We start from the raw sequence: 24,881 nt of genomic DNA on the forward strand, positions 1-24,881 counted from the left end.
GGGTTCCATCGGAACCCCCAACCTGCCCGTAGGGGAAGAACCAGGGTCCGGGCCCGGCCCGCTCCAACGGCTACGCGGGAACGATGTTCACCAGCTTCGGGGCGCGCACGATCACCTTGCGGATGTCCGCGCCGCCCAGCGCCGCGACGACCGCCGCGTCACCGACGGCCAGCGCCTCCAGCTCCGCGTCCGTGATCGACGGGGAGACCTCCAGGCGCGCCTTGACCTTGCCCTTGATCTGCACGACGCAGGTCACGGTCTCGTCCACGACGTACGCCGGGTCGGCGACCGGGAAGTCCTGGTGCACCACGGAGTCCGGGTGGCCCAGGCTGCGCCACAGCTCCTCGGCGATGTGCGGCGCCAGCGGCGCGATCAGCAGCACCAGGCGCTCCGCCACGGAGCGGGCCACCGGGCCGCCCGTCTTGGTCAGGTGGTTGTTCAGCTCGGTGATCTTGGCGATGGCGGTGTTGAACCGCATCGCCGCCATGTCCTGGCCGACGCCGTCGATGGCCTTGTGCAGGGCACGCAGCGTCGCCTCGTCCGGCTCCTCGTCCACGACGGTGACCTCGCCGGTCGCCTCGTCGACGACATTGCGCCACAGTCGCTGCAGCAGCCGGTACTGGCCCACGACGGCGCGTGTGTCCCAGGGCCGGGAGACGTCCAGGGGGCCCATCGCCATCTCGTACAGACGCAGTGTGTCCGCACCGTACTCGGCGGCGATCTCGTCCGGCGTGACCGCGTTCTTCAGGGACTTGCCCATCTTGCCCAGCTCGCGCTTGACCGGCTCGCCCTCGAAGAAGAACTTCCCGTCCCGCTCCTCGGCCTCGGTGGCCGGCACCGGGAAGCCGCGGCCGTCGCGGTAGACGTACGCCTGGATCATGCCCTGGTTGTACAGCTTGTGGAACGGCTCCACGGAGGAGACGTGACCCAGGTCGAACAGCACCTTGGACCAGAAGCGGGCGTACAGCAGGTGCAGCACGGCGTGCTCGGCGCCGCCCACGTACAGGTCGACGCCGCCGTGCGGCTGCCCTTCGCGCGGGCCCATCCAGTACCGCTCGATCTCGGGGTCGACCAGCTTGTCGGCGTTGTGCGGGTCCAGGTAGCGCAGCTCGTACCAGCACGAACCGGCCCAGTTCGGCATGGTGTTGGTCTCGCGCCGGTAGCGCTTGACACCGTCGCCCAGGTCCAGTTCGACGTCGACCCACTCTTCGTTGCGCGACAGCGGGGTCTCGGGCTGGGTGTCGGCGTCGTCCGGGTCGAAGGTGCGCGGCGAGTAGTCGTCGACCTCCGGCAGCTCCAGCGGCAGCATCGACTCCGGCAGGGCGTGGGCCACGCCGTCCTCGTCGTAGACGATGGGGAAGGGCTCGCCCCAGTAGCGCTGCCGGCTGAACAGCCAGTCGCGCAGCCGGAAGTTGATGGTCGCCTCGCCGATGCCCTTGGCGACCAGCCACTCGGTGATGCGGGCCTTGGCCTCGGTCACGTCCAGGCCGTCCAGGGAGATCTCGTCGTTCGACGAGTTGATCGCCGGCCCCTGACCGGTGAACGCCTCGCCCTCCCAGCCCTCGGGCGGCTGCACGGTACGGATGATGGGCAGACCGAAGGCCTCGGCGAACTCCCAGTCGCGCTCGTCCTGGCCGGGCACGGCCATGATGGCGCCGGTGCCGTAGCCCATCAGGACGTAGTCGGCGACGAACACCGGGATGCGCGCGCCGGTCACCGGGTTCAGGGCGTAGGCGCCGGTGAAGACACCGGTCTTGTCCTTGTGCTCGGTCTGCCGCTCGACGTCGCTCTTCGTCTGCGCCTGCTTGCGGTACTCGGCGACGGCCTCGGCCGGGGTGGCCGCGCCGCCGGTCCAGGCGTCCTTGCCCTGGGCCTCCTGCGGCCACTCGGCCGGCAGGATCGCGTCGATCAGGTCGTGTTCGGGCGCCAGGACCATGTAGGTCGCGCCGAACAGGGTGTCGGGGCGGGTGGTGAAGACCGTGATCCGCGCGCCGTCGCGACCGTCCACGGAGAAGTCGACGCGCGCGCCCTCGCTGCGGCCGATCCAGTTGCGCTGCTGCAGCTTGATGGCCTCGGGCCAGTCCAGCGCGTCCAGGTCGTCCAGCAGCCGGTCTGCGTAGGCGGTGATGCGCATGTTCCACTGGCGCAGATTCGCCTTGAAGACCGGGAAGTTGCCGCGCTCGGAGCGGCCGTCGGCGGTGACTTCCTCGTTGGCCAGGACGGTGCCCAGTCCGGGACACCAGTTGACGGGGGCGTCCGACGCGTACGCCAGGCGGTAGCCGCCCAGCACATCGGCGCGCTCGACGGCGCTCAGCTCACCCCAGGGGCGCCCGGACGGTGTCGCGCGCTGCCCGCTCTCGAACTGCGCCACCAGGTCCGCGATCGGACGGGCCTTCTTCGCCTCCTCGTCGTACCAGGAGTTGAAGATCTGCAGGAAGATCCACTGGGTCCACTTGTAGTAGTCCGGGTCGATCGTCGCGAACGACCGGCGCTTGTCGTGGCCCAGGCCCAGCCGTCGCAGCTGGACCTTCATGTTCTCGATGTTGGCCTCGGTGGAGACGCGCGGATGCGTACCCGTCTGGACGGCGTACTGCTCGGCGGGCAGGCCGAAGGCGTCGAAGCCCAGGGTGTGCAGCACGTTGTGGCCGGTCATCCGCTGGTGGCGGGCGTAGACATCGGTCGCGATGTAGCCCAGCGGGTGACCGACGTGCAGGCCCGCACCGGACGGGTACGGGAACATGTCCATGATGAACTTCTTGGGGCGGGCGACGACGGCCTCGTCCCCGGCCAGATCACCGCTCGGGTTGGGCGCCTCGTACGTACCGTCGAGGTCCCAGAAGTCCTGCCAGCGTGCCTCGATGTCGGCGGCCATGGCCGCCGTGTAGCGGTGCGGTGCAGCCACCTCGGCGGAGGGGGCCCCACCCGCGCCGAAGGCCACGGGGGAGGAATTCGTCTCGCTCATGATCCTTAAAGCTCCATCGATCGTCTCTGCCTGCGAATACCGAAACGAAAAATCCCCTCGCACAGGAGGGGACGCCGCGCCGATTCCGAGCGTGTGATCAACGTTGTGATCACCGGTCGGGACTGATCAGCGCGGCTCGCTAAGCAGAAGGCGTACGGCACGCATGGCGCCAGGGTACCGCAGGGCCCCTCGAGGCCGCATCGAGGATCCGTCCGGCGGGCACTCCGTACGGCGCCCGTGCCACCCGGAAGCGGAGGCGCGGGTCTCTGAAGAGGTGTCTGCCAGGCATCCGAGGGCTTCCGCGCGGATGTCCGGAGTCCGGCAGAACGTCCGACACAAGAGTTGCGGACGTCCTCCGTACGAGTGAGAAGCCCTTCCGGGCATCGAAGTTACTCGGCGTATCGCCCCTATCCGGGGCAACCCCAGAGTCAGTTGTCGGTCAGCCTCACCACTAAACACCGAAACCTGGTACCCATTGGTATGACGCGACTTAGAGTGCGACCCACGGGACCGCTTTCCCGCACCATTCGGAGTCGCCCCCATGAACCCTCGTCGCAAGATCCGTTCGTCGCCCGGAGAACCGGGCATGAGCAGGCAGACACAGGGCGGACTTGTCGTTGCCGCTCTCGTGCTCATACCCCTGCTCGCCATAGCTGGAAGTGATACGTTCCGCGCCGCGCTCGATTTCACCACCGGCGTTCTGTCCCTGGTCTCTCTGACCGCCTCGGTCGCCTGGGGCCTCATCGCCACCGACCGCGTGTTCCTCTCCACACGCCACCGTCTGCTCGCCCAGGCCATCCACCGGACCACCGCCGTCGCCTCGCTCGGCTTCCTGCTGCTGCACGCCACGGTCAAGGTCTCGCTCGGACACGTCGAACTACTGGGCGCCCTGGTCCCGTTCGGCCTCGGCATCACCGGTACGTCCGGCCTCATCGGCTTCGGCTCCCTCGCCGGTCTGCTGATGGTGATCGCCGCCTCGACCGGCGCCGCGCGCAGCGCCCTCGCCGGCAACAGCCGGATCGCCGGCCGCTGGCGGGCACTGCACATGCTGGCCTACCCGGCCTGGTGCTCGGCACTCGTGCACGGCCTCTACGCGGGTCGCCCCGCGGCCGCCTGGGTGATCGTCATGTACTCCCTGTCGCTGGCCGGAGTCGCCGCCGCCGTGTCCCTGCGGCTGTTGCCGCGCCCGGTGAAGCGGCAGCTCGTCGAGCGGATCATGACCCTGACCGGCGCGACCGGTGAGGGCCCCGCGGCTGCGGAGCAGGGCCTGCGCGACCCGTCGACGGCGCCCCTCCCCGGCGCCTCGGGCATTCCCGCACAGCCGCGGTACGAGCGCGAGTTCCAGCGCGCCACCGCCGAACGCGACGATGCGCCGGGCCGCCCGCTCGGACAGCCCATGGGATCGGCTCTCGGCTCACCCATGGGGCAGCCGCTGGGCTCGTCACGCGGCGAGCAGCGCAGGCTCGCCGCCCCGTCCCCACCGTTGTACGAGGCGACGCAGCAGCTCTACGAAGCCGCACCGGCCCCCTCCTCCGAGCCGGCCGCGGCCGCGGGGTCCTTCCCCGGAGCCGGCCCGGTGCCCGGCGGGCCGCTGTCCGGCGACGGCCCCGGAACGGGGATCTCCGCCGCCTACCGCGCCGTCTCCCTGGCCGGTGACGCCTCCGCGCGTACCGCCGCAGGGAGCCCGGCGTCCCCGGGAGCGCCCTCGGGCGACGTCCCGTTCGCCGAGCGCATTCCCATGACCGAGGAGCTGCCCGTGGTGGACGATTCCGCGCCCCGCTCCGGTCTCTGGCCGGCCCCCTCCCCGCCGCCGCCCGCGCAGGCGTTCCCCCAGCCGCCGACGTCCTCCCCGTACGACACCGGCGCCACCTCCCCGTACAACGACCCGTACGCGACGGCGACGGGCTCGCCGTACGGCACCGCCGGATCCGCGTACGACCCCGGATCCCCGTACGGCACCGCCGGCACCACAGGCGGCTACGACGGCACGACGCCCGCCGACCCCCTCAGGGGCCCGCTGGACGAGACACAGCCGTCGCCCGGCCCGCTCTATCAGCCCCCGGCCGGGGAACCCTGGAACACACCCGCAGGAGACCGACCGTGAACGCCCCCCTCCCCGATGTCCCCGAAGTCCGCGTCGTCGGCCTCCCCCAGCTGACCCAGGGGTTCGATCTGGTCGAGCGGCTCGACCTCTCCATGCACCTGAAGGTGCACGGCCCGCTCGAACCCATGAGCGGGGAGCGGCTGGCGCAGCTCGCCGAGAACATAACCCTGCGCGGCCGTGGCGGCGCGGGCTTCCCGTTCGCCCAGAAACTGCGGGCCGTGGCCAAGTCGGCCATCCGGCGGGGTGTGCGTCCCGTCGTGGTGATCAACGGCAGCGAGGGCGAGCCGGCGTGCCGCAAGGACACCGTGCTGCTCAACCGTGCACCGCACCTCATCCTGGACGGCGCGCTGCTGGCCGCCGAGGCCCTGGGCGCACGCACCCTGATCGTCGCGGTGACCCGCAACTCCACCGAGATCTCGATGCGTGCCGCCCTCGCCGAGCGGGGGCTGTCGGACCGGCGTGGACAGCAGCTGCGTGCGCGGGTGCAGCGCAATCCCGAGCGCATGGTCTCCGGTGAGGCGTCGGCGGTCATCCGGGCGATCGGTGGCGGACCCGCGCTGCCGCCCGGGCGCCGTGAGCGCGCGTCGGACACGGGTGTCGGCGGCGCGCCGACGCTCCTGTCGAACGCGGAGACGTTCGCCCAGATCGCCATCGCCGCCCGGATCGGCGCCCGCAGGTACGGCCACACGGGCCTGGAGAACGAGCCGGGCACCGTCATGCTGACGGTCTCCGGGGCGGTCGCACGCCCCATGGTGATCGAGGTGCCGACCGGTGTGCCCATGCGGTACGTGCTGCAGCTGGCGGGAGCGCCGCCGGTCCCCCAGGGCGTGCTCACCGGCGGATACCACGGCAACTGGATCGACGCGGCGGCCACGCACGACGCGGTGATCTCGAGGGAGTCGCTCGCCAATGTGGGCGGCTCGCTCGGCGCGGGCGCGATCCTGCCGATCGGTCCCGAGACCTGTCCGCTCGGCGAGGCGCAGCGCGTGGCGAACTGGCTCGCGGCCGAGACGGCCGGCCAGTGCGGCCCTTGCAAGCTGGGCCTGCCCGCGGCCGCCGGCGGGCTGTCGGACGTGATCAACGGCGGCGGACCGGCCGCCCTGGAGGCGCTGCGCGAGGTGACGCAGGCGGTCAAGGGCCGGGGCGCGTGCAAGCACCCCGACGGCTCCGCGCGCTTCTTCGCCTCGACCCTGTCGGCGTTCACCGACGACCTCGCCGCGCACGTCCTGCACGGCGGCTGTGGTCGCGAGACGGTCGGTGTGCTGCCGCTGCCCGGTCCCGGCTACCAGGAGGCGGAGGAGTCCATCCCGAGCGGTGAGAAGCTCGCCGTGGACTGGACGCTCTGCCAGGGGCACGGCATCTGCGCGGAGATCGTGCCGGAGCTGATCCGTATGGGCGCCGACGGATACCCGTCGGTGGCGGAGGCTTCGGTTCCGATGCATCTGCGCGGGCGGGCACAGCGTGCTGTACGCCGCTGCCCGGCCCTCGCGCTCCGTATCGAGCAGGCGCCCGCCGAGCGCCGGCCGGCGCTGCCTCCGGGCGGCGACCGCAAGGCCCTTGGCAGCGGCCGGGGTTGACGGGAGACACGGAAGAGGGCCATCCGGATCGGATGGCCCTCTTCTTGTGCTCTGACGAGCTGCTGTGGAGCTAAGGAGAATTGAACTCCTGACCTCTTGCATGCCATGCAAGCGCTCTACCAACTGAGCTATAGCCCCGTGCTGTCCGCCGCTTCCTGCTTCTCTGGGTTTCCCCCGCGGCGACAGAGAGAACATTACACGGTCCCCCCGGGGGTTCACCAAATCGTTTCCGGTCCGCACCGATATGACCGGTAACACACCTGTTCGTGATCGCGGGCGTGATGACGGTTCAGCCCGCCCGAACTCACACTGGACGTCGGGGTGATGGCGCTGTCGTCGCCGTGCGGGCCCGTCCTGGGCGTCAGGCCGTCGCGAAGGAGTAGAAGCGCTTGAGCGTGCAGTGCTCGTCGAGCAGCCGTCCGTAGATCGGCTCCCCCTCGAGTTCCCGGTAGGTCTCGATGGGGTCGCCTTTTATGATCAGCGCCCGTGCGCACTCCTCGCACCAGTACTGGTACTCGGGGTTGACCGGGTCCATGTCACGGACGATGGGTGTGCCGCCGCCGCACCAGTCGCACTTCCTCCTGTGTGCACCCATCATTCAGCTCCAGCTGTGGCCGCAGGCCGTGCACACGTACGAGATACCTCCGTTGTCGCCGAGCACTTGGGCAACATGGGACGAACCACAAGAGGGGCAGCTGAGGCGGGCAGAAACCTCGGCAGCGACGAGCAGGTCATCATCCTCCTCGATGCTGCCTCCGGGCATCGCCGCTTCCTCCCGTTCAGGCCGTCATCCCCCTCCAGCCGTCCCGATTCTGCCATGGCAAAGCAAGGTGGTCATCGACGTCGGCGAACGAGACCGGACATCGCTCCCGGGATCGCCACGACCGCCGGCGCGAGGGCGCTCACCCACCGCGTGCGGGACGGCGCCGGCGCCCGGGCGCGGTGCTCAGGAGGCCCGCCCTGACGCCCATGACCAGGGGAATCGGCGAAAAAGCAGAATCCCGCTCCCCTGAAGGGAACGGGATCCGGATGATGATGCTGTGGAGCTAAGGAGAATTGAACTCCTGACCTCTTGCATGCCATGCAAGCGCTCTACCAACTGAGCTATAGCCCCTTGTGTTCTTCGCGCTCCGCGCTGCGAACAAGAAGAACCTTAGCCTGTGACCAGCCGGAAAGTGAAATCCGGCCGGTCCCGGGCGGCAGGGCCCTCAGTCGTCGTCGCCGAGGACCGGCTCGGGGAGCGTGCCCGCGTTGTGCTCCAGCAGACGCCAGCCCCGGGCGCCCTCGCCGAGGACGGACCAGCAGCAGTTGGACAGGCCGCCCAGACCCTCCCAGTGGTGGGCCTCCAGACCGAGCAGCCGGCCGATGGTGGTGCGGATCGTGCCGCCGTGGCTGACCACGACGAGCGTGCCGCCGTCGGGCAGGTCGTCGGCATGGCGGACGACGACCGGAGCGGCCCGGTCGGCGACCTCGGTCTCCAGCTCGCCGCCGCCGCGGCGCACGGGCTCGCCGCGCTTCCAGGCCGCGTACTGCTCGCCGTAGAGCCCGACGATCTCCTCGTGGGTGAGGCCCTGCCAGGCACCCGCGTAGGTCTCGCGCAGCGCGGCGTCGTAGGTGATCTCGTGACCGGTGATCGCGGCGAGCTGGCCGGCGGTGGCCGCCGCCCGCTTCAGGTCGGAGGCGATGATCGCGTCCGGCTTCAGCGAGGCGAGCAGCCGGGCGGACCGGCGGGCCTGACCGACGCCGGTCTCGGTGAGGTCGATGTCCGTGGAGCCCTGGAAACGCCGCTCCAGATTCCAGGCCGTCTGGCCGTGGCGCCACAGGACGATGCGGCGTCCCCTGCCCTTGCCGGCGTCGCTGCCGCTCAGCTCAGCTCACCGTCCGTCCCACTGCCGTCGCCGACGAGCTTGGCGTGCTCCTCGGCCTTGCCACGGGTCTTCTGCGCGTCCTCGGGCAGCGGCAGCTCGGGGCAGTCCTTCCACAGCCGCTCCAGGGCGTAGAAGACGCGCTCCTCGTTGTGCTGCACGTGCACGACGATGTCGACGTAGTCGAGCAGGATCCACCGTGCGTCGCGGTCGCCCTCCCGGCGTACGGGCTTGGCGCCGAGGTCCTTCAGCAGCTTCTCCTCGATCTCGTCGACGATCGACTTGACCTGGCGGTCGCTGGGGGCGGAGGCGAGCAGAAAGGCGTCGGTGATCGACAGCACGTCGCTGACGTCGTACGCGATGATGTCGTGCGCGAGCTTGTCCGCGGCCGCCTGTGCGGCGACGTTGATGAGCTCGATGGAACGGTCCGTAGCGGTCACAAGCAGGCTTTCGTCGGCGGTCGGGACCCTTCAAGGGTCTCACGGACCGCCGACAACCCCTGCAGGGATTACCCCCGCCCCGGTGCCGGGGCGGGGGAACGCCGGTGCCGGATCAGCGGGCCTCGTAGTCCTGGCCGAGGACGACCAGGACGTCGGCGTTGGCGGCCGCCTTGCCCTTCTCGACCGCGCTCTCCTTCAGCCCCAGGGTCTTGGCGACCTCCACGGCGTTCTGCTTCTGGGCCGCGTCACCGTAGATGACCTGCGAGGACGACTCCGTGTCCGCCTTGCCCGCGTCGACGAACGCGTAGCCGCCGTTCACCAGCACGATCCTGCTGTCCTCGGTGGCGTCGCCGTCGCCGCTGGCGTTGCGCACACCGACGCGCACCGCCGCGCCCTGCTCGGGAGCGCTGATCTTGCCGCCCAGGATGTCCTTGACGACGCTGTCGCTCGCCTCCTGGCTGAGCCTGCCGTCCTGCTGGACGGGCAGCAGCGCGGTCTTGTAGTCGCCCCCCTTGGCGTGCTCGGCGAGCTTCGCCAGCGAGGCGCCCAGGTCCTTCTCGGGCAGTGACGGGTCGAGGATCTGGGCCAGCGTCTCGACGGTCACCGTGGCGGCCTTCGCCTCGCTCGGCACCTTGCGCAGCACGCCGTACATCACCTGTCCGAAGCGCTGCAGCTGCTGGGCCTCGGCCTCGCCGGGGGCGCGGTAGGTGGCGTAGGCGACGGCCATGCGGCCGTTGAGCGTCTGGTTCTCGCCCTTCTTCACCAGCGGCGCCTCGCCCTTCTTCGCGCCGGGCACATCGGTGTCGGTGGTGATGTCGATGCCGCCGACCAGCTCGACGAGGTTCTCCAGGTACGGAGTGTCCAGCCGCCAAGTGCCGGTGATCCGGGTGCCGAGCAGGGCGCTGATCGACTCGCGGGTGCCCGTGGTGCCGTCCTCGTCGACGGACTTGCCGAGCGTGGTGGCGGTGCCCTCGTCGTTGGCCACGGAGAGGGAGTTGGGCAGCAGGACGGTGGTGCCCTGCTTGGTGGTCGAGTTGTCGACGAGCAGGGCGGTCGACGTGCCCTTCTGCTTGGTGTTGTGCAGATGCAGCACGATCACGTCCCGCTTCTGCGGGCCCGTAGCGGTGTTCTGCGCCCCGCCGGATTCGGAGGTTCCGGGCAGCTTGCCGGTGTACCAGAGGTAGCCCACGCCACCGGCGAGGGCCAGGGCGAGGACGACGACGAACGCGACGACACGGTTGCGGCCTCGGCGCTTGGCCTCCTCGCGCCGCTCGGAGCGGCTCTCGGTGAACTTCAGCCAGTCGATGACGTCCTCGGAGTCCTCGTCCGGCTCCTCGACGAACGAGAACTGCTCGGTGCCGTAGTCGCGGTCGCCGCCACCTGCGCCGGGGCCCCGGTCGGGCCCCTCGGGGGCGGGCCGGCGCTGCCCGGGCACGGCGGTGCCCCGCTCGGGTGCGGGTGGCGCGGGGCGCTGCTGCGCCCTGGGCTGAGGCTGGGCCGGGGCCGCCGGCGGCTGGGGCGGGACGCTCCACTGCTGCGTGGTGTCGACGGCGGCCTGCTGGCCGGTGTCGTAGCCGTAGCCGTCGTAGCCGTAGCCGCCGCCCTGCGGGTGGGGCTGCCTGCCGTAGGGGTCGTACCCCTGCGGCTGCTGCTGGGGCTGTTGCTGCGGCCGCTGCTGAGGCTGTTGCTGCGGTTGGGCATACGGGTCGTAGCCGTATCCCTGCTGCTGCTGTTGCTGCTGCTGTTGCTGTTGCTGTTGCTGGGACTGTTGCGCGTACGGGTCGTAACCGTGTGACTGCTGAGTGTGCTGGGGCTGCTGGTAGACCGGCTGCCCGTACTCGTCGTAGCCGATGATCTGTGGCTGCTGCGGGTAGTACGGGTCGTACGGGTTCTGCTGGTCGTTCACCGGTGCCCCTCTCCGTGGCTCACTCGCCGCGGTACAACTGGCGCTTGTCGATGTAGCGCACCACACCGTCCGGCACCAAATACCAGACCGGGTCGCCCTGCGCGACCCTCGCCCGGCAGTCGGTGGACGAGATCGCCAGCGCCGGCACCTCCACGAGGGAGACACCGCCCTTGGGGAGCCCGTCGTCGGTCAGGTCGTGGCCCGGCCGGGTGACGCCGACGAAGTGCGAGAGCGAGAACAGCTCTTCGGCGTCACGCCAGGTGAGGATCTGGGCGAGCGCGTCGGCCCCGGTGATGAAGAAGAGGTCCGCGTCGGTGTTGAGCGCCCGCAGGTCCCGCAGGGTGTCGATCGTGTACGTCGGGCCGCCGCGGTCGATGTCGATGCGGCTCACCGAGAACTGCGGGTTGGACGCCGTGGCGATGACCGTCATCAGATAGCGGTCCTCCGCCGGTGTGACCACCTTGTGGCTCTTCTGCCACGGCTGCCCGGTCGGCACGAACACCACCTCGTCGAGGTGGAACAGGGCGGCCACCTCGCTGGCGGCCACCAGGTGTCCATGGTGGATCGGGTCGAACGTCCCGCCCATGACGCCGAGTCGGCGCTTGCCGCGGCCGGTAGGCACTTCCTGCTGTCCCATGCGTGCAGAGCCTACTGGTACGGGGGTTCGATCCTGCCTCAGCGGTCGCGGTTGAAGCGGGTGGTGATCCACAGCAGCAGGAGCAGCGCGCCCAGCGCGCCGAAACCGGTGAGGTAGGGGCTGAGGCTTTCGTGGTTGCCACCGTGCTCGGCGCCCTCGGCGAGAGTGACCAGGCTGGCGGCGGTGCTGGCGAGACTCATCTTCTGCAGGACCTCGATCGGGAGTCGGAGCGGAGACTTCGGGCACATCGTATGCGGGTGCTCCGGGCACGCTCACGCCGACTCAGTCGTTGTCGGTTTCGTCGCCGCGGATTTCACGGCGGTCGCACGGTGCGCCGGGTCGGCCGACCCGGTGGTGTCCACGGGACCGCGGAGTTATCCACAGGCTCCCCGGCCTCGCAACCACAGCGCCTAGTCTGGGGTCTGTCAGGGGGACGGGTCACGACTCGCAAGGACACGCAGGACTCGTGGAGAACCAGGACTCGTGGAGAACAGGGGGCACCCGATGACCGACAGCAGTTCCGAGAATGTGCCGAGCAGGCAGCGCAAGCGTTTCCCCGCCATCTCCTCGCGGGCGTACGAGCATCCCGCGGACCGCTCGGCGCTGGTCGCGCTGCGCAAGCTGACCGGGTTCGACACCGTGTTCAAGGCGCTGAGCGGGCTGCTGCCGGAGCGCAGTCTGCGGCTGCTCTTCCTCTCCGACTCCGTGCGGGTGAGCGATGCCCAGTTCACGCATCTGCACACGATGCTCCGCGACGCCTGTTACATCCTGGACCTGGAGAAGGTCCCGCCGATGTACGTCACGCAGGACCCGAAGCCCAATGCCATGTGCATCGGCCTGGACGAGCCGATCATCGTGGTCACGACGGGCCTCGTGGAGCTCCTCGACGAGGAGGAGATGCGGGCGGTCGTAGGACATGAGGTGGGCCATGCCCTCTCCGGCCACTCCGTGTACCGCACGATCCTGCTCTTCCTCACCAATCTCGCGATGAAGGTCGCCTGGATCCCGCTCGGCAGTGTCGCGATCATGGCGATCGTGACGGCGCTGCGCGAGTGGTTCCGCAAGTCGGAGCTGTCCGCGGACCGGGCGGGGCTGCTGGTGGGGCAGGATCTGCAGGCGTCGATGCGTGGCCTGATGAAGATCGCCGGCGGCAATCACCTGCACGAGATGAATGTGGACGCCTTCCTGGAGCAGGCAGAGGAGTACGAGGCGGGAGGCGATCTGCGGGACTCCGTGCTGAAGATCCTCAATGTGCTGCCGCGTACGCACCCCTTCACCACGGTGCGCGCCGCCGAGCTGAAGAAGTGGGCCGAGAGCCGCGACTTCCAGCGGATCATGGACGGCCACTACCCGCGCCGCACGGAGGACAAGGACACGTCGGTCACGGACTCCTTCCGTGAGTCCGCCTCGCACTACGCGGACACGGTGCGTACCAGCAAGGATCCGCTGATGAAGCTCGTCGGTGACATAGCCGGCGGCGCGGGCGACCTGGGCGGCCGGCTTCGCGACAAGTTCACGGGCAGCGCGGCCGGCAGCGGCGGCGCCAAGGGCGGTAGCAACGGCAACGGCAGCGGGCCGGCGGACGGTGGCTCGGGCGCCGCGGGTCAGGGCGAGGGCTGAGACCCGGGCGCGAGGGCTCCGCAGACCGCGGCGGCGGCCCGGCCCGTCTCGTAGGGGTCGGTGCCCGTCGGGCCCTCCGGGGTCGCCCGTCGGCCCGCCGTCAGGGGCTGTAGCGCCGAGGCGGCATCGGCCGAGCACGCCATCGGACCGGCCTGCAGATAGCTGTGGAGCAGTTCGGTGCGGTGGGTGCGCAGGTCGTCGCGGTCGAAGCGGAAGTGCAGCTCACGCCGGACGGTGAACAGGGACGCCGCCGGTTCCCCGGCCCGCTCGCCCGTGGCTGCGACCGCCCCGGGGCCCGGGTCGGCGGGGCGGACCGCATAGACGAAGGTGTGGTCCGAGGTCACTTCGAGGGCGTTGGGTCCGACGTCGGTGACCCGGAGCGTTCCCCGGACCCGTACGTCGGGATCGGCCAGGGCGACCTTGGCCGGGTCGAAGCGGACCAGCCAGCCCGTCGCCGCATGCCGTCCGTCGCCCGCGGAGGCGGCCAGGGACCGGTCGAACTGGTCGAACTGGTCCGGGTCGAGCAGGACCCGCACGGGCCGGACGACGCCGCCGTTGAGCACTTCGGGGTCGAGGGAGGACTCGACGAGGTAGTCCTTGGCAATGGTCAGCGCGGTCATGACCTGGCTGTCCGAGAAATTCCTGGTGCGCCGGGCGCCCGGGAGGGTGATGCCGGCGGCGCCGGTGCGGAACTGGGCGGCGGGGCTGTGGGCGTAGAGCTCGGCCGGGTCCCCGCCGGGCACGGCGTCCTTGGGGGCGAGCGGTACGACGGTGCTGCGCAGTGGCTGGGCCGGCTGCGAGGCCGGTGGCCGGTAGGGATGGCGGACGCCCATGTAGATGGCGGTGCCGAAGGCCAGGGCGATCAGCAGGACCAGCCACAGGACGTACCTGGAGCCGGGGCGGGCACTCCACCCGGGCCGGCTGCGGACGGCCCTGGCGTGGTCGCCCATCCGTTCCTGTGCGGAGTACTCCTGAAGGCGGGCAGCGCGGACGAACGATTCGTCGAAGACGACGGACCGGTACTCGTCCTCACCTCCGCCGGGGAGCCCCTCGGGTGTCCCCTCAGGTGGGTCTCCACGCCCTGCCATACCTTCAGAGTAGGTCTGGGGAACCAGACGTAAACGCGCGGCTGCGCGACAAGTTCTGACAAGCTCTCACGCACTCCGTCAGGGAGTGCGGGGAACCGCGGAGACGGGGGGTGCGGAGTACTCGGCGGAGGCCGAGGGGCCGGTCACGCGGTCCGGTACGGAGCCCTTGGACGGGGCGTCGACGCCGGTCGTGGCGGGTGTGGGGACACGGTCCTGGCGGTTCGCCGCGGCTCCCCGGTAGACGGCGGTGAAGGCCAGGGCGACCATGCCGATGCCCATCACCAGGGCGAGGACCCAGGCGACCGGGCGGTGCCAGCGGGCCGCGCCCCGGTAGGGGCGCAGGGAGCCGCCGTGCGGTCCGTAGGGGTCCTGGTCGCGGCCGAGGCCGTCGGGGTCGTCGCCGTAGCCGTGCTCTCTGCCGTACTCGCCGGCGGGGCCGTAGCCGTCGTCGTAGAGCTCGTCGTCGGCGGGGCCACCACCTGCCCGGGCGCGGGCGGCCTCGGCCTCGGCACGGGCCTGAGCGGCGGCGAGGAGGCGCTCGACGGCGCTGGGCTCATGGACCGCCGCGGCCCGTACGAAGTCCTCGTCGAACACCACGGGGGCGAAGTCCTCGTCCGCGCCTCCGCGGTCGTCGTCGGGCTCCCAGCCGTCCGGGAACGGCCTGCCCCCCACGTCGTCCGGCACGCCTTCAGGGTAGACCTGGGAGGGGGTTTTCGGCAGGGAGTGCGGGCAACTGCCCGCACTCGCCCGTCACCGGGTGTGACCGTCTCCGGTCACGATGTACTTGGTGGAGGTCAGCTCCGGCAGACCCATCGGGCCTCGGGCGTGCAGCTTCTGGGTGGAGATGCCGATCTCGGCGCCGAAGCCGAACTGGCTGCCGTCGGTGAAACGGGTCGAGGCGTTCACCGCGACCGTCGTGGAGTCGACCAGCTGGGTGAAGCGGCGGGCCGCGGCCTGGGAGGTGGTGACGATGGCCTCGGTGTGCCCGGAGGACCAGAGACGGATGTGCTCGACGGCCGTGTCGAGGGAGTCCACGACGGCGGCGGCGATGTCGTAGGAGAGGTACTCGGTCTCCCAGTCCTCGGCCGTGGCGGGCACGACGGTGGCCTTGGAGCCCTCGGCGAGGGCCAGGGTGCGCTCGTCGGCGTGGACGGTGACGCCGGCCTCGGCCAGGGCGTCCAGGGCGCGCGGCAGGAAGGCGGCCGCGATGTCCTGGTGGACGAGGAGGGTCTCCGCGGCGTTGCAGACGCTGGGCCGCTGGGCCTTGGAGTTGATCAGGATGTCGACGGCCATGTCGAGGTCGGTCTGGGCGTCGACGTAGACGTGGCAGTTGCCGGTGCCTGTCTCGATGACCGGGACGGTGGACTCCTCGACGACGGTGCGGATCAGTGAGGCACCGCCGCGCGGGATGAGGACGTCGACGAGGCCGCGGGCGCGCATCAACTCGCGGACGGAGTCGCGGCTCTCGCCCGGGACGAGCTGCACGGCGTCGGCGGGGAGCCCGGCGCCGCCCACGGCGTCGCGCAGGACCCTGACCAGGGCCGTGTTGGAGGAGTAGGCGGAGGAGGAGCCACGGAGCAGGACGGCGTTGCCGGACTTCAGACAGAGCGCGGCGGCGTCCACGGTGACGTTCGGGCGGGCCTCGTAGATGATCCCGACCACGCCGAGGGGGACGCGGACCTGGCGCAGGTCGATCCCGTTGGGGAGGGTCGAGCCGCGGACGACCTCGCCGACGGGGTCGGGCAGTGCCGCGACGTCCCGGACGTCGGCGGCGATGGCCCGGACCCGCTCCGGGGTCAGCGTGAGCCGGTCGATGATCGACTCGCTGGTGCCCGCCTCACGGGCGCGGGCGATGTCCTCGGCGTTGGCCGCGACGATCTCGCTCGTACGGACCTCGAGGGCGTCGGCGATCGCCAGCAGGGCGTCGTCCTTCACCGAGCGCGGAAGTGGCGCGATGTCGGCGGCGGCCGCGCGGGACCGGTAGGCGGCCTGGGTGACCGGGGTCAGGTTGTCGTACGGCGAGAGCGAGGTCATGCCCGCAGGGTAATGCGCCCTCTGCGGGCATCCCTCACGTATTCCGCACTACGAGACGCCATGGACCGGGCCCTGGTACGTGTCCGGGCCGGGCTTCGTCAGAAAGGGTGAACGCCGACCGGGGCCGCGGGGGGCGGACCGTACCCCTCGGCGATGCGCTGGTGATAGGTCTCGCGGTCGATGACCTCCAGGCCGACGATCTTCCACGGTGGCAGTCTGGCGCTGGAGCGGTGCTCGCCCCACAGGCGCAGCGCGACGGCCGCCGCGTCGTGGAGGTCCCGGGCCTCTTCCCAGTAGCGGATCTCGGCGTGATCGTTGGCGTACCGGCTGGTCAGCAGGAAGGGGTGGTCGTGGGCGAGCTGCTCCAGTCCGCGTCTGACCTCCTTCAGCGGGGCTTCCGCGCCCGAGACGCACAGCGTGACGTGCCACAGCTTGGACATCACGCGCTCGCTGCCGTGCGGCTCGGGGTCCCGTCCGGGCTCACGATCCGTGCCGCCGAGGTCGTCGGTGCCGGCGTCGGCGTCGACGAGGTCGTCCAGTGCGCCGATACCGTCGGGATCCTGGAAGTCGGCCCCTGCTTCCACACTGCTCAGGGAACGCTGCTCCCCAACGGCCCTGCGGGCGTGGGTGGTTCCCCGTGTCCCACGGGGCGCAGCCCCGGGGCGCGCTCGTCTCACCGGCGGCCTCCTGTTGATGCGTTGTGGTGCCGAACTCCGCCTACCCCCCTGACAAAGTTGACCAGTCCGCGAGGGGGCGTGGGGCGGTTTTGGTAAAGGTCCTTGCCGGGGAGCCGGACTTTCAGCCGTTTCAGGGGCGGCGTCAGGTGTGGAGTACGACGAGATCGTCTCTGTGTACGACCTCTCGTTCGTACGCGGGACCGAGTTCCTTGGCGAGGTCGCGGGTGGATCGGCCGAGGAGGAGCGGGATCTCCTTGGAGTCGAAGTTGACGAGCCCCCGGGCGACGGCGCGGCCTTCGCCGTCGCGCAGCTCCACCGGGTCGCCGGCGCTGAACTCGCCGTCCACCGCCGCGATTCCGGCCGGCAGCAGCGACTTCTTGCCCTGCACGACGGCTCGTACGGCTCCGTCGTCGAGGGTGAGTGAGCCCTGCGGGGTGGAGGCGTGGGCGAGCCAGAGCAGCCGGTCGGCGGAGCGCCGGCCGGTCCTGCGGAAGTAGGTGCCGGTGTCGCGTCCGGCGAGGGCGTCGGCCGCCCTGCTGGCGGAGGTGAGGACCACGGGGACGCCGGCCGCGGCGGCGATACGCGCCGCCTCGACCTTGGTGACCATGCCGCCCGTGCCGACGCCCGCCTTCCCCGCCGAGCCGATCTCCACGCCCGCCAGGTCCTCGGGCCCGTGGACCTCCGCGATCCGCGAGGTGCCGGGCCTGCTCGGGTCGCCGTCGTAGAGACCGTCCACATCGGACAGGAGGACCAGCAGATCGGCCCGTACGAGGTGGGCGACGAGGGCGGCGAGCCGGTCGTTGTCGCCGAAGCGGATCTCGTCCGTGGCGACCGTGTCGTTCTCGTTGACGATCGGGACGGCTCCCATGGCGAGCAGCTGGTCCAGGGTGCGGTAGGCGTTGCGGTAGTGGGCGCGGCGGCTGGTGTCGTCGCTGGTGAGGAGCACCTGTCCGACGCGGACGCCGTAGCGGGCGAAGGAGGCGGTGTAGCGGGCGACGAGCAGGCCCTGGCCGACGCTGGCGGCGGCCTGCTGGCGGGCCAGGTCCTTGGGGCGCCGGGCCAGACCGAGCGGTGCGAGTCCGGCGGCGATGGCGCCGCTGGAGACCAGCACGACCTCCTTCTCGCCGCCGCTGCGGACCTTGGCGAGTACGTCGACGAGAGCGTCCACCCGGTCGGCGTCGAGGCCCCCGGCGGCCGTGGTGAGCGAGGACGAGCCGACCTTGACGACGATCCTGCGTGCTTCCGTTACGTACTGCCTTGCCACTGTCACGTGGCGAATCTATGCCAGCGGTGACGATCGGCGCGCGTCCATTTCACTCGCTGGACAGGCGCTTGGACAGTGCCGACGCCCCCTGCACGACGGCCCGTAAGTCCGCCCTTCTCGGGGCGTCTTACGGGCCGTTCCGGCAGTGGCCGCCGCCGGTGGTGGCAGGCGGCCGGAGCTCAGCGGGCGGCGGTGGCCGTGGCTTCCGCGCCGTCGGCTTCCTTGGCGCCGTTGCCCTCCGTGTCGCCGCCGGCGCCGCCGGCGTCCGACTCGCGGTCGAGCTCGCCGATGGCCTGCTCTCCGATGCGCTGTTCCACGCCGGCGTTGCGGACCTCCGCCTCGGCCGCGAGCGCGCGCACCGCCGTGTCGAACTGCTCGATGGACGTGGGCTCGTCGGGCCCGAGCAGATACTTCTTCAGCTCGGCGCGGGCGTCCGCGAGGGTGTCGGCCACCGGGTCGGCCACGGCGGCCAGGAGCCGGTCGAGCTCCTCGGCGCTGTTGGAGAGGATCACCGCGGCACGTACGGCCGTGTTCTGCCGCTTGAACTCGTCCACGCCGAGCTCCGCCGAGTCGGTCACCGCGTACGGCTTGCCGCTGGCGATGAAGTCCGAGACGACGCTGGAGATGTCGGAGACCATGGCGTCGGACTCGTTGAAGCAGTCGTAGAGCTTCGGCTCGGAGCCGGTGACGACCCTGTGCTCCCACCAGCCGGACGAGCGCCAGTAGGCGTCGCTCCACTCGGCCCGGAGCCGCTTGATCTCGGCGAGCCGCACGGGGTCGGCGAGGGAGACCCTCGACTCCTCCGCCTCGTCGCCGCCGGCGCGGCCGGGCTTGGTGAGCTCGGCGAGCCGGGCCTCGGCGCGGGTCAGCTCGGCGCGGGCCGCTGCCTGGTCCGACTGCGCGGCGGCGGCCTGCTCGGCCCAGCGGGGGTCGTCGGCCCGCTCGGCGGCGGCCTGCTGCACCATCGCCGTGATCCGCTCGTGCACGGCGAGGGCCTTCTTGTTGCGGATGCCGGTGAAGGGGTGTGGCTTGTAGATCACGCGCACCGGACGCTCGGCCTCCAGCAGCCGCCGGACGATGTTCTCACCGGCGAGCAGCAGGGAGGTGTTGCCGGGGTTGTTGTCCCAGCCCTCCCAGGTGGGGGCGTACAGGACGGTCGGGACGGGGTTCTTCGGCGTCCCGGTCCAGGTCTTGATGGGGGCCAGCTGGGGGCGGCCCACCTCGACGATGTCGTCGTCGCGGACGCCGACGTCGGCGAGGGCGTACCGGTCGCGGCCGGCCCGTCCCGCGGTCCACACCTCGTCGTACACCTTGGAGAACGGGTTGACGCTGGCGAGCTTGTCGCTGTCGCCGTGGCCGATGAAGACGTGCTTCATGGTCGGGACACGCAGCATGTGGATGTTCTTGCCGACGTTGGCCGGGTAGAGCGTGACACGGACCGAGTCGAGCTTCATCGCCATCAGGTGCTGGCCGCCGGGGATGCAGAGCACGGGCACGGAGGTCTCGTTGAGCTTCGCGACCAGACCGCGTTCACGCATGATGATGACCGGCCGGCCCTCGATCTGCTCCATCGTCTCCAGCCACATGTTGACCTGGTACGCGGAGTCCTCGGACCCGGAGAAGTACAGGGCGACGGTCGGCTGGTACTCGCCGAGCCACTTCTGCACCGCCTTCAGCACGGCGGGCGCGGACGGCACACGGCGCCTGCGGCGCAGGTACGGCACGAGGGCGACGGTGTAGAGCAGGCCGAGACCGATGGTGACGGCGGCGCCGACGTAGCCGATGATGTCGCGGCCGGAGGCGGCAGCGATGATCACGCCCGCCATCGCGGGGAGGTCGAGGTGCAGCATCTTCTCGCCGGAGCGGCGCAGCAGGGCGCGCGGCGGGGCGTCCGGGATGCGTACGGCGTTGAGGTCGACGTTACGGGTGACGACCGGCATGACCCGGCGCAGCCGGATCAGGGTGGTCAGTGCGCCGTGCGGCGCCTGGAGACCGTAGAAGAGCAGGAAGCAGGCGACCGCGGCGTAGAACAGTGGCTGATCGGCGAGGTTCTCGCGGGCGAGCAGCAGGATCAGCAGCAGCTGGCGGAGCAGGAAGCGGATCGGCAGACCGGCCCGGACCTTGTTGAGGCGGTTGACCAGGTAGCTGCCGCGCTGGTGCAGATACCAGTCCGCGGCATAGGTCACGGCCGCGGCTGCCGCGAACATCCAGATGTTCGGGATCAGCGCGGCGATCATGACGCAGGGGTAGCCCAGTCCCATCAGGACTGCGGCGGCCAGCTCTGACCGGCTGCCCACACGTGCCAGGCGAATGGCGGTCGAAATCACGTAGAACCTGCTCCAAAGGTGCCGGTTGATTCACGTTTAAGGAAATTGTGAAGGCGGGGCCTTACGCACTCGGGCCTCTGTATCGCGGAAGCGATCTCAGAGGCCCGAGTAAGATCATTCACTCATTGATGGAGAAGTATTACACATCTTCCTGGCGGTCCAGGACGGACGCCAGAGCCTGCTCGAATCCGGAGGCCTCGCTGGCCTCGCGGGTCGGGTCCTGCTGCCGTACGTCGATGACATGGCCGGTCAGCTCGGAAAGCAGCACGTCCAGCGAGGTCCGGGCCACGGCCTCGGAGGACAGCAGCGAACCGGACGGCTCCTGGCCGAACGCCTTGGTGCGCATCGGCGTGGCCGTGCGCTCCGGATTGACGCAATTCACACGGATTCCGTCGGCCGCCCATTCGTCGGAGAGGGCCTGGGTGAGATTCACCATGGCCGCCTTGGTGGACGAGTAAAGGCTGTATTCGGCGCGGCCGCGGGTGTAGCTGGAGGAGGTGTAGAGCAGCAGTTGACCCTTCGTCTCGGCCAAATACTTGTATGAAGCACGAGCAATCTGGACGGGCGCCAGATAATTGACGTTCAGCGCTTCCTGAATGGTCGCGTTGTCGGTCTCCGCGAGCTTGCCGATACGCAGGACGCCCGCGGTGTTGATGACGTAGTCGACGCGGCCGCTCTCGGCGTAGGCCTTGGACAGCGCGTCGTCCACGTGCTCCGGGTTCTCCACATGGGTGCCGGTGGTGGAGCGGCCCAGGGCGTAGACCTTCGCGCCGTACCGCTCGGCGAGGGCGGCGATGTCCGCGCCGATGCCGTACGAGCCGCCGAAGACGACGAGGGTCTTGCCGGCCAGCAGCTCACGGTAGGCGGCCTCGTCGGCCTGGCGCGGGGCGGTGGAGGAGGCGAGCTGGAACAGCTTGTCGGCGATGAAGACGTCGACCGGCTGGGTCACCTTCATGTTGTACTCGTCGCCCGCGACGACGTAGATCGGCACGTCGGGCAGGTACTTGAGCACGACGCTGCAGTCGTCCGTGGCCTGGAAGTTGGGGTCGCCGGCGGCGATCTCGTAGGCCCGGCGGATCGTGGAGAGCTTGAACGCCTGCGGGGTCTGGCCGCGGCGCAGCCGGGACCGGTCCGGGACGTCGGTGATGAACTCGCCGTCCTCGCCGTGCGTGCGGGTCACGATGATGGTGTCCGCGGAGGGGATGGCGACGTCGACCGCCTGGTAGCGCTCCAGGGCGTCGACACAGTCCGCGATCACTCGCTGTGACAGAAGCGGACGCACCGCGTCATGGAAGAGGACATTGGCGTCCTCCCCCTCGGCGAGGCCCTCGCCGAGGGCCCGGATCGCGCGCTCGGTGGTCTCGTTGCGGGTCGCGCCGCCCTCGATGACCTTGCGGACCTTCGTCAGTCCGGCCTTCGCGATGATCTTCTCGACATCGGGCACGAAACCCGGCGCCATCAGCACGATCACATCGTCGATGGCCTCCGCCTGCTCGAAGATCGTCAGCGTGTGCTCGATGACGGCCTTGCCGGCGATCTTCAGCAGCTGCTTGGGGATCGCGAGCCCCACGCGCTGGCCGGTACCACCGGCGAGCACGACTGCTGTGGTGCGGGGCTTGGCTTCGTGCGGCACGGACACAGACGAACCTCTACCTTGCGATGACTGGGGGACGGTGTGATGGTCGCACTCTCCGTGACCGTCCCGCAAGGCGGACATCGAACGCTCCACACCCTGCAGAAACCGGCTGTTCACCCGCTGGCCAGGGAAGTTTGCGAGGGCAGAACAGGACGAAGGGGTGACTGATACCACAGGGGAGAGGTGTGGCTGAGCGTTACTTCATCGCTTTGTCGACGACATTGAGTACAAGTTCGTTGCCTGCGCTGAAGAAGATCTTCACCGTTACCTCGTCCCGAGGCCGGGAGCGCAGCCGCCGCACCGTCGCGCGCACCTGCGCGAACGGGCGCTTCTTGAGCAGGTCGACGGAGGGATACGGGAAGACCGTGCCCTTCTCGACCACGTCGTCGAGGAAGCGGCCGATGCGGACGGGCTCGGCGCCGGCGGCGGGGCGCAGCCAGAGGTCCCACACGTCGTGGGCGGACGCCTGGACCTTGGCGGGGGCGGCGAGCGGGACGGTGCAGCGGAAGCCGTCCGCGCCGACGCGGGCGCCGGGGAACTCCAGTGCACCGGTGTCCTTACCACGGCGGCGCAGCAGCAGGACCGGGTCGGCGGTCAGTTGCGCTTCTCCCAGCAAACGCCCGGAAATGGTGAGGTGCCGAGCAGTGATGTTGACGTCGCCGGACTCGGCGTGGACGGGACGCACCCACGACCGCAGCGTGAGCCCGCCCTGCCTTACATAGGGGACGAGGGCGCGGACGGGAACGCCGGGGCGGACACGGGCGGCGGCCCGCATCGCCCCGCGCTGGTCGACGGCGCGGGTGGCGAGCGGGGGGCGGTCGCCGTCGTAGCCCTGGGGAACGGCGTGGCAGGTCCAGATGCCCTCGGCGAGGTCCGCGTCCGCGGGGACGGTGGCGCGCCCGCTCGCGTCGAAGGGAAAGACCCGGTCGGGGGCGGCGGGGTCGGGGTGCGCGCAGACGAGCACGGTCTCCCCCGTCTGCTCCCCGAGCAGGGTCACGGTGAGCGCGCCGCTCTCCTCGGCCACGCAGTCCACGCGGCGGTCGCCCGCGGCGGGCGAAGGTACGGGGGCGGGGATCTCGGGGTTGGATGCGGGGGCGGGGGCGGGTGCGCTTACGCTCTCGTGGCCGGAGCCGGCCGAAGGGGTCGCCGAGGGGACGGGCGGACCTTCGGTGTGCGACCGGGAACCCGCGCCCAGGGCCGCGAACAGTTCCTCGTACTGCTTCGCGACCGGGCCCGGGTCGAAGCGGCGGGCGTGGGAGCGGGCCGCGGCGCCCATCCGGCGGCGCAGCGGCTCGTCGTCGATCAGCCGGAGCAGCGCGGCGGCGATGGCGTCGGTGTCGCCGACGGGGACGAGCAGCCCGTCCACACCGTCCGCGATGATCTCGCGCGGTCCGTAGTCGCAGTCGGTGCTGACGACGGGCAGTCCGCAGCGCATCGCCTCGACGAGCGTCATGCCGAAGGACTCGTGGCGCGAGGTGGAGACGGCGATCGCGCCCTTCACCCACTCCGGTTCGATCGGCGAGCGGGGTCCCATGAGATGAACGCGGTTGTAGAGGCCGAGTTGGTCGATACGTCTGCGGAGACGTTCCTTCTGCTTGCCCCAGCCGCAGATGCGCAGCGTCCAGTCCGGCCGTACGGCGACGACCTTGGCGAACGCCTCGATCAGCACGTCGTACTGCTTCTCCGAGGCGAGCCGCCCGGCGGCGACGACGGTGGTCCCGCCCAGGTCGGAGGTGGCGACCATGGGCTCGGGCACGCTGTTCGGTATGGCCAGCACCTGGGTGTCCGGCAGCGGCATCCGGTCCCGCCAGACCACGGCGTCGCCCTCGGAGACGGTCACGAACACGTCGAGCGCGGCGAGGTGCTCACGCATCTCGGCGCGCAGCTCCGGCTTGTGGTGATTGTGCGTCATGTGCTCCTGGCCGATGAGCACGGCGCGCTCGGGCGCGAACTGGGCGACGTACGCGACGAGTCCGGGCCTGGTGCCGATCACCACGTCGGCGTCGGAGCCGGTGTAGTGCTCACGCACGCGCTGGTCGGTGAGCCTGCTGTACTCGGCGAAGCGCGCCTCGTGGGCCGGAAAGCGCTCGGCCGGCTGGAGCGCGAGCGGATGCTTCTTCTCGTTGCCCGGGGAGGAGGGGCGGGTGTCGATGAGCGGTACGACGGAGATGCGGGGGTCGATCGCGAAGAGCGGCTCGTCCCGGTGCCGGAAGACGGAGACGATCTCCACGTCGTGGCGCCCGGCGAGCTCCTCCGCGAGGTTGAGCGTGGTGCGGATGGTGCCGCCGATGCCATAGATGGTGTGGATGAGGAAGGAGACCTTCATCAACGCTCCGTTCAGCCGTGCTGGGGCACCTTGCTGCCCCACCCCCCGCGTACAAGACGGTGATAGCGGGCGAGAGGTTGTGCCACCGCACGGATCCGAACGGACCGGATATCTCACACAAGGCCGGAGGTACGTGCACGAGCCACGAGAAGCTGCGCGACGTTGCTGTTACCCGTCCTCGGAGGCCGACGCCGAGCCGGGCCGGGCCGAGCCCCGGCCCGGCCCGCCCGAAGCGGGACGGTCCGGGCCGGGGGCACTACGGAGGCAAAGCAAGGTCCGCCCTCGCCGAGGCGAGGCGGTCCCGGCCCCGGCTCCGGGGGCCAGGTCCAGGACCGCCGAAGGTCGACGCCCAGGTCAGCCGCCACCACCCCGGGCCAGGGCCGGACCGGCCTCGGCCCGGGGCCAGGTCCAGGACCGC

General features: G+C 70.5%; 18 protein-coding genes and 2 tRNA genes. 3 read left to right on the forward strand and 17 right to left on the reverse strand.

What is annotated here, in order from left to right:
• Positions 1-70: 70 nt before the first annotated feature.
• Positions 71-2,962, reverse strand: a complete 2,892-nt coding sequence (leuS, locus tag OG766_RS11450) for a leucine--tRNA ligase (protein ID WP_328725218.1) — start codon at positions 2,960-2,962, stop codon at positions 71-73.
• Between the two features lie 586 nt (positions 2,963-3,548).
• Here leuS and OG766_RS11455 point away from each other — a divergent pair.
• Positions 3,549-5,066, forward strand: coding sequence for a hypothetical protein (locus OG766_RS11455; protein WP_328725219.1), 1,518 nt, complete (start codon positions 3,549-3,551; stop codon positions 5,064-5,066).
• Entirely contained in the window at positions 5,063-6,643 is a 1,581-nt protein-coding gene (locus OG766_RS11460) for an NADH-quinone oxidoreductase subunit NuoF family protein (protein ID WP_266374266.1), read from the forward strand. Before OG766_RS11455 ends, OG766_RS11460 begins: the two co-directional genes overlap by 4 nt.
• 65 nt (positions 6,644-6,708) lie before the next feature.
• On the opposite strand, the gene OG766_RS11465 is transcribed toward OG766_RS11460, so the two are convergent.
• From OG766_RS11465 to OG766_RS11500, 8 genes are all read right to left on the reverse strand, one after another.
• Positions 6,709-6,781: transfer RNA gene (locus tag OG766_RS11465), tRNA-Ala, on the reverse strand.
• A 223-nt stretch (positions 6,782-7,004) separates the two neighbouring features.
• The gene (locus OG766_RS11470) at positions 7,005-7,238 is read right to left on the reverse strand and encodes a hypothetical protein (RefSeq protein ID WP_147986417.1); all 234 of its coding nucleotides are present in this window, start codon (positions 7,236-7,238) and stop codon (positions 7,005-7,007) included.
• Positions 7,239-7,684: 446 nt separating this feature from the next.
• Positions 7,685-7,757: transfer RNA gene (locus OG766_RS11475), tRNA-Ala, on the reverse strand.
• Positions 7,758-7,851: 94 nt separating this feature from the next.
• Positions 7,852-8,511 (reverse strand): histidine phosphatase family protein, encoded by a 660-nt coding sequence (locus OG766_RS11480; RefSeq protein WP_266377992.1) that lies wholly within the window; start codon positions 8,509-8,511, stop codon positions 7,852-7,854.
• Complete coding sequence (rsfS, locus tag OG766_RS11485; RefSeq protein WP_328725220.1) at positions 8,508-8,948, reverse strand: ribosome silencing factor; 441 nt, start codon at positions 8,946-8,948, stop codon at positions 8,508-8,510. The genes OG766_RS11480 and rsfS overlap by 4 nt, the downstream gene beginning before the upstream one ends.
• Positions 8,949-9,060: 112 nt before the next feature.
• Entirely contained in the window at positions 9,061-10,854 is a 1,794-nt protein-coding gene (locus OG766_RS11490; protein ID WP_328725221.1) for an LCP family protein, read from the reverse strand.
• A gap of 19 nt (positions 10,855-10,873) precedes the next feature.
• Positions 10,874-11,491, reverse strand: coding sequence for a nicotinate-nucleotide adenylyltransferase (nadD, locus tag OG766_RS11495; RefSeq protein ID WP_266374263.1), 618 nt, complete (start codon positions 11,489-11,491; stop codon positions 10,874-10,876).
• A 38-nt stretch (positions 11,492-11,529) separates the two neighbouring features.
• On the reverse strand, positions 11,530-11,691 hold the full coding sequence (locus tag OG766_RS11500; RefSeq protein WP_266374262.1) for a hypothetical protein: 162 nt from the start codon (positions 11,689-11,691) through the stop codon (positions 11,530-11,532).
• A gap of 304 nt (positions 11,692-11,995) precedes the next feature.
• On the opposite strand from OG766_RS11500, the gene OG766_RS11505 reads away from it, so the two are divergent.
• On the forward strand, positions 11,996-13,111 hold the full coding sequence (locus OG766_RS11505) for a M48 family metallopeptidase (protein ID WP_266374261.1): 1,116 nt from the start codon (positions 11,996-11,998) through the stop codon (positions 13,109-13,111).
• On the opposite strand, the gene OG766_RS11510 is transcribed toward OG766_RS11505, so the two are convergent.
• The 8 genes from OG766_RS11510 to OG766_RS11545 all read right to left on the reverse strand — a co-directional run bounded on the left by OG766_RS11510 (position 13,096) and on the right by OG766_RS11545 (position 24,463).
• Positions 13,096-14,199: an SCO2583 family membrane protein gene (locus OG766_RS11510; RefSeq protein ID WP_266374260.1), complete on the reverse strand. Its 1,104-nt coding sequence runs from the start codon at positions 14,197-14,199 to the stop codon at positions 13,096-13,098. The genes OG766_RS11505 and OG766_RS11510 overlap by 16 nt on opposite strands.
• A gap of 78 nt (positions 14,200-14,277) precedes the next feature.
• Positions 14,278-14,883 carry an SCO2584 family spore wall biosynthesis protein gene (locus OG766_RS11515; protein WP_266374258.1) on the reverse strand — a complete coding sequence of 202 codons (606 nt, stop codon included), beginning with the start codon at positions 14,881-14,883 and terminating at the stop codon, positions 14,278-14,280.
• Between the two features lie 66 nt (positions 14,884-14,949).
• Positions 14,950-16,233, reverse strand: a complete 1,284-nt coding sequence (locus tag OG766_RS11520) for a glutamate-5-semialdehyde dehydrogenase (RefSeq protein ID WP_328725224.1) — start codon at positions 16,231-16,233, stop codon at positions 14,950-14,952.
• A 98-nt stretch (positions 16,234-16,331) separates the two neighbouring features.
• Positions 16,332-16,910, reverse strand: coding sequence for a hypothetical protein (locus OG766_RS11525; RefSeq protein ID WP_423247034.1), 579 nt, complete (start codon positions 16,908-16,910; stop codon positions 16,332-16,334).
• A 142-nt stretch (positions 16,911-17,052) separates the two neighbouring features.
• Positions 17,053-18,180, reverse strand: coding sequence for a glutamate 5-kinase (gene proB / locus OG766_RS11530; RefSeq protein WP_266374254.1), 1,128 nt, complete (start codon positions 18,178-18,180; stop codon positions 17,053-17,055).
• A 173-nt stretch (positions 18,181-18,353) separates the two neighbouring features.
• A complete protein-coding gene (locus tag OG766_RS11535) occupies positions 18,354-20,501 on the reverse strand; it encodes a hypothetical protein (RefSeq protein ID WP_266374253.1) in 2,148 nt (715 codons plus the stop codon).
• A gap of 139 nt (positions 20,502-20,640) precedes the next feature.
• Positions 20,641-22,140 carry a bifunctional cytidylyltransferase/SDR family oxidoreductase gene (locus OG766_RS11540; RefSeq protein WP_266374252.1) on the reverse strand — a complete coding sequence of 500 codons (1,500 nt, stop codon included), beginning with the start codon at positions 22,138-22,140 and terminating at the stop codon, positions 20,641-20,643.
• Positions 22,141-22,333: 193 nt separating this feature from the next.
• Positions 22,334-24,463 carry a glycosyltransferase family 4 protein gene (locus tag OG766_RS11545; RefSeq protein WP_328725226.1) on the reverse strand — a complete coding sequence of 710 codons (2,130 nt, stop codon included), beginning with the start codon at positions 24,461-24,463 and terminating at the stop codon, positions 22,334-22,336.
• Positions 24,464-24,881 lie beyond the last annotated feature (418 nt).

Source organism: Streptomyces sp. NBC_00259, from assembly GCF_036181745.1.
In the GTDB taxonomy this organism is placed as follows: domain Bacteria; phylum Actinomycetota; class Actinomycetes; order Streptomycetales; family Streptomycetaceae; genus Streptomyces; species Streptomyces pratisoli.

What these genes read in the sequence shown, in the direction of transcription:
- OG766_RS11505 (WP_266374261.1), top strand. Translation starts at nt 11,996, where the DNA reads ATGACCGACAGCAGTTCCGAGAATGTGCCGAGCAGGCAGCGCAAGCGT.
- OG766_RS11520 (WP_328725224.1), bottom strand. Translation starts at nt 16,233, where the DNA reads ATGACCTCGCTCTCGCCGTACGACAACCTGACCCCGGTCACCCAGGCC.
- OG766_RS11455 (WP_328725219.1), top strand. Translation starts at nt 3,549, where the DNA reads ATGAGCAGGCAGACACAGGGCGGACTTGTCGTTGCCGCTCTCGTGCTC.
- OG766_RS11500 (WP_266374262.1), bottom strand. Translation starts at nt 11,691, where the DNA reads ATGAGTCTCGCCAGCACCGCCGCCAGCCTGGTCACTCTCGCCGAGGGC.
- OG766_RS11470 (WP_147986417.1), bottom strand. Translation starts at nt 7,238, where the DNA reads ATGGGTGCACACAGGAGGAAGTGCGACTGGTGCGGCGGCGGCACACCC.
- leuS (WP_328725218.1), bottom strand. Translation starts at nt 2,962, where the DNA reads ATGAGCGAGACGAATTCCTCCCCCGTGGCCTTCGGCGCGGGTGGGGCC.
- OG766_RS11545 (WP_328725226.1), bottom strand. Translation starts at nt 24,463, where the DNA reads ATGAAGGTCTCCTTCCTCATCCACACCATCTATGGCATCGGCGGCACC.
- nadD (WP_266374263.1), bottom strand. Translation starts at nt 11,491, where the DNA reads ATGGGACAGCAGGAAGTGCCTACCGGCCGCGGCAAGCGCCGACTCGGC.
- OG766_RS11510 (WP_266374260.1), bottom strand. Translation starts at nt 14,199, where the DNA reads ATGGCAGGGCGTGGAGACCCACCTGAGGGGACACCCGAGGGGCTCCCC.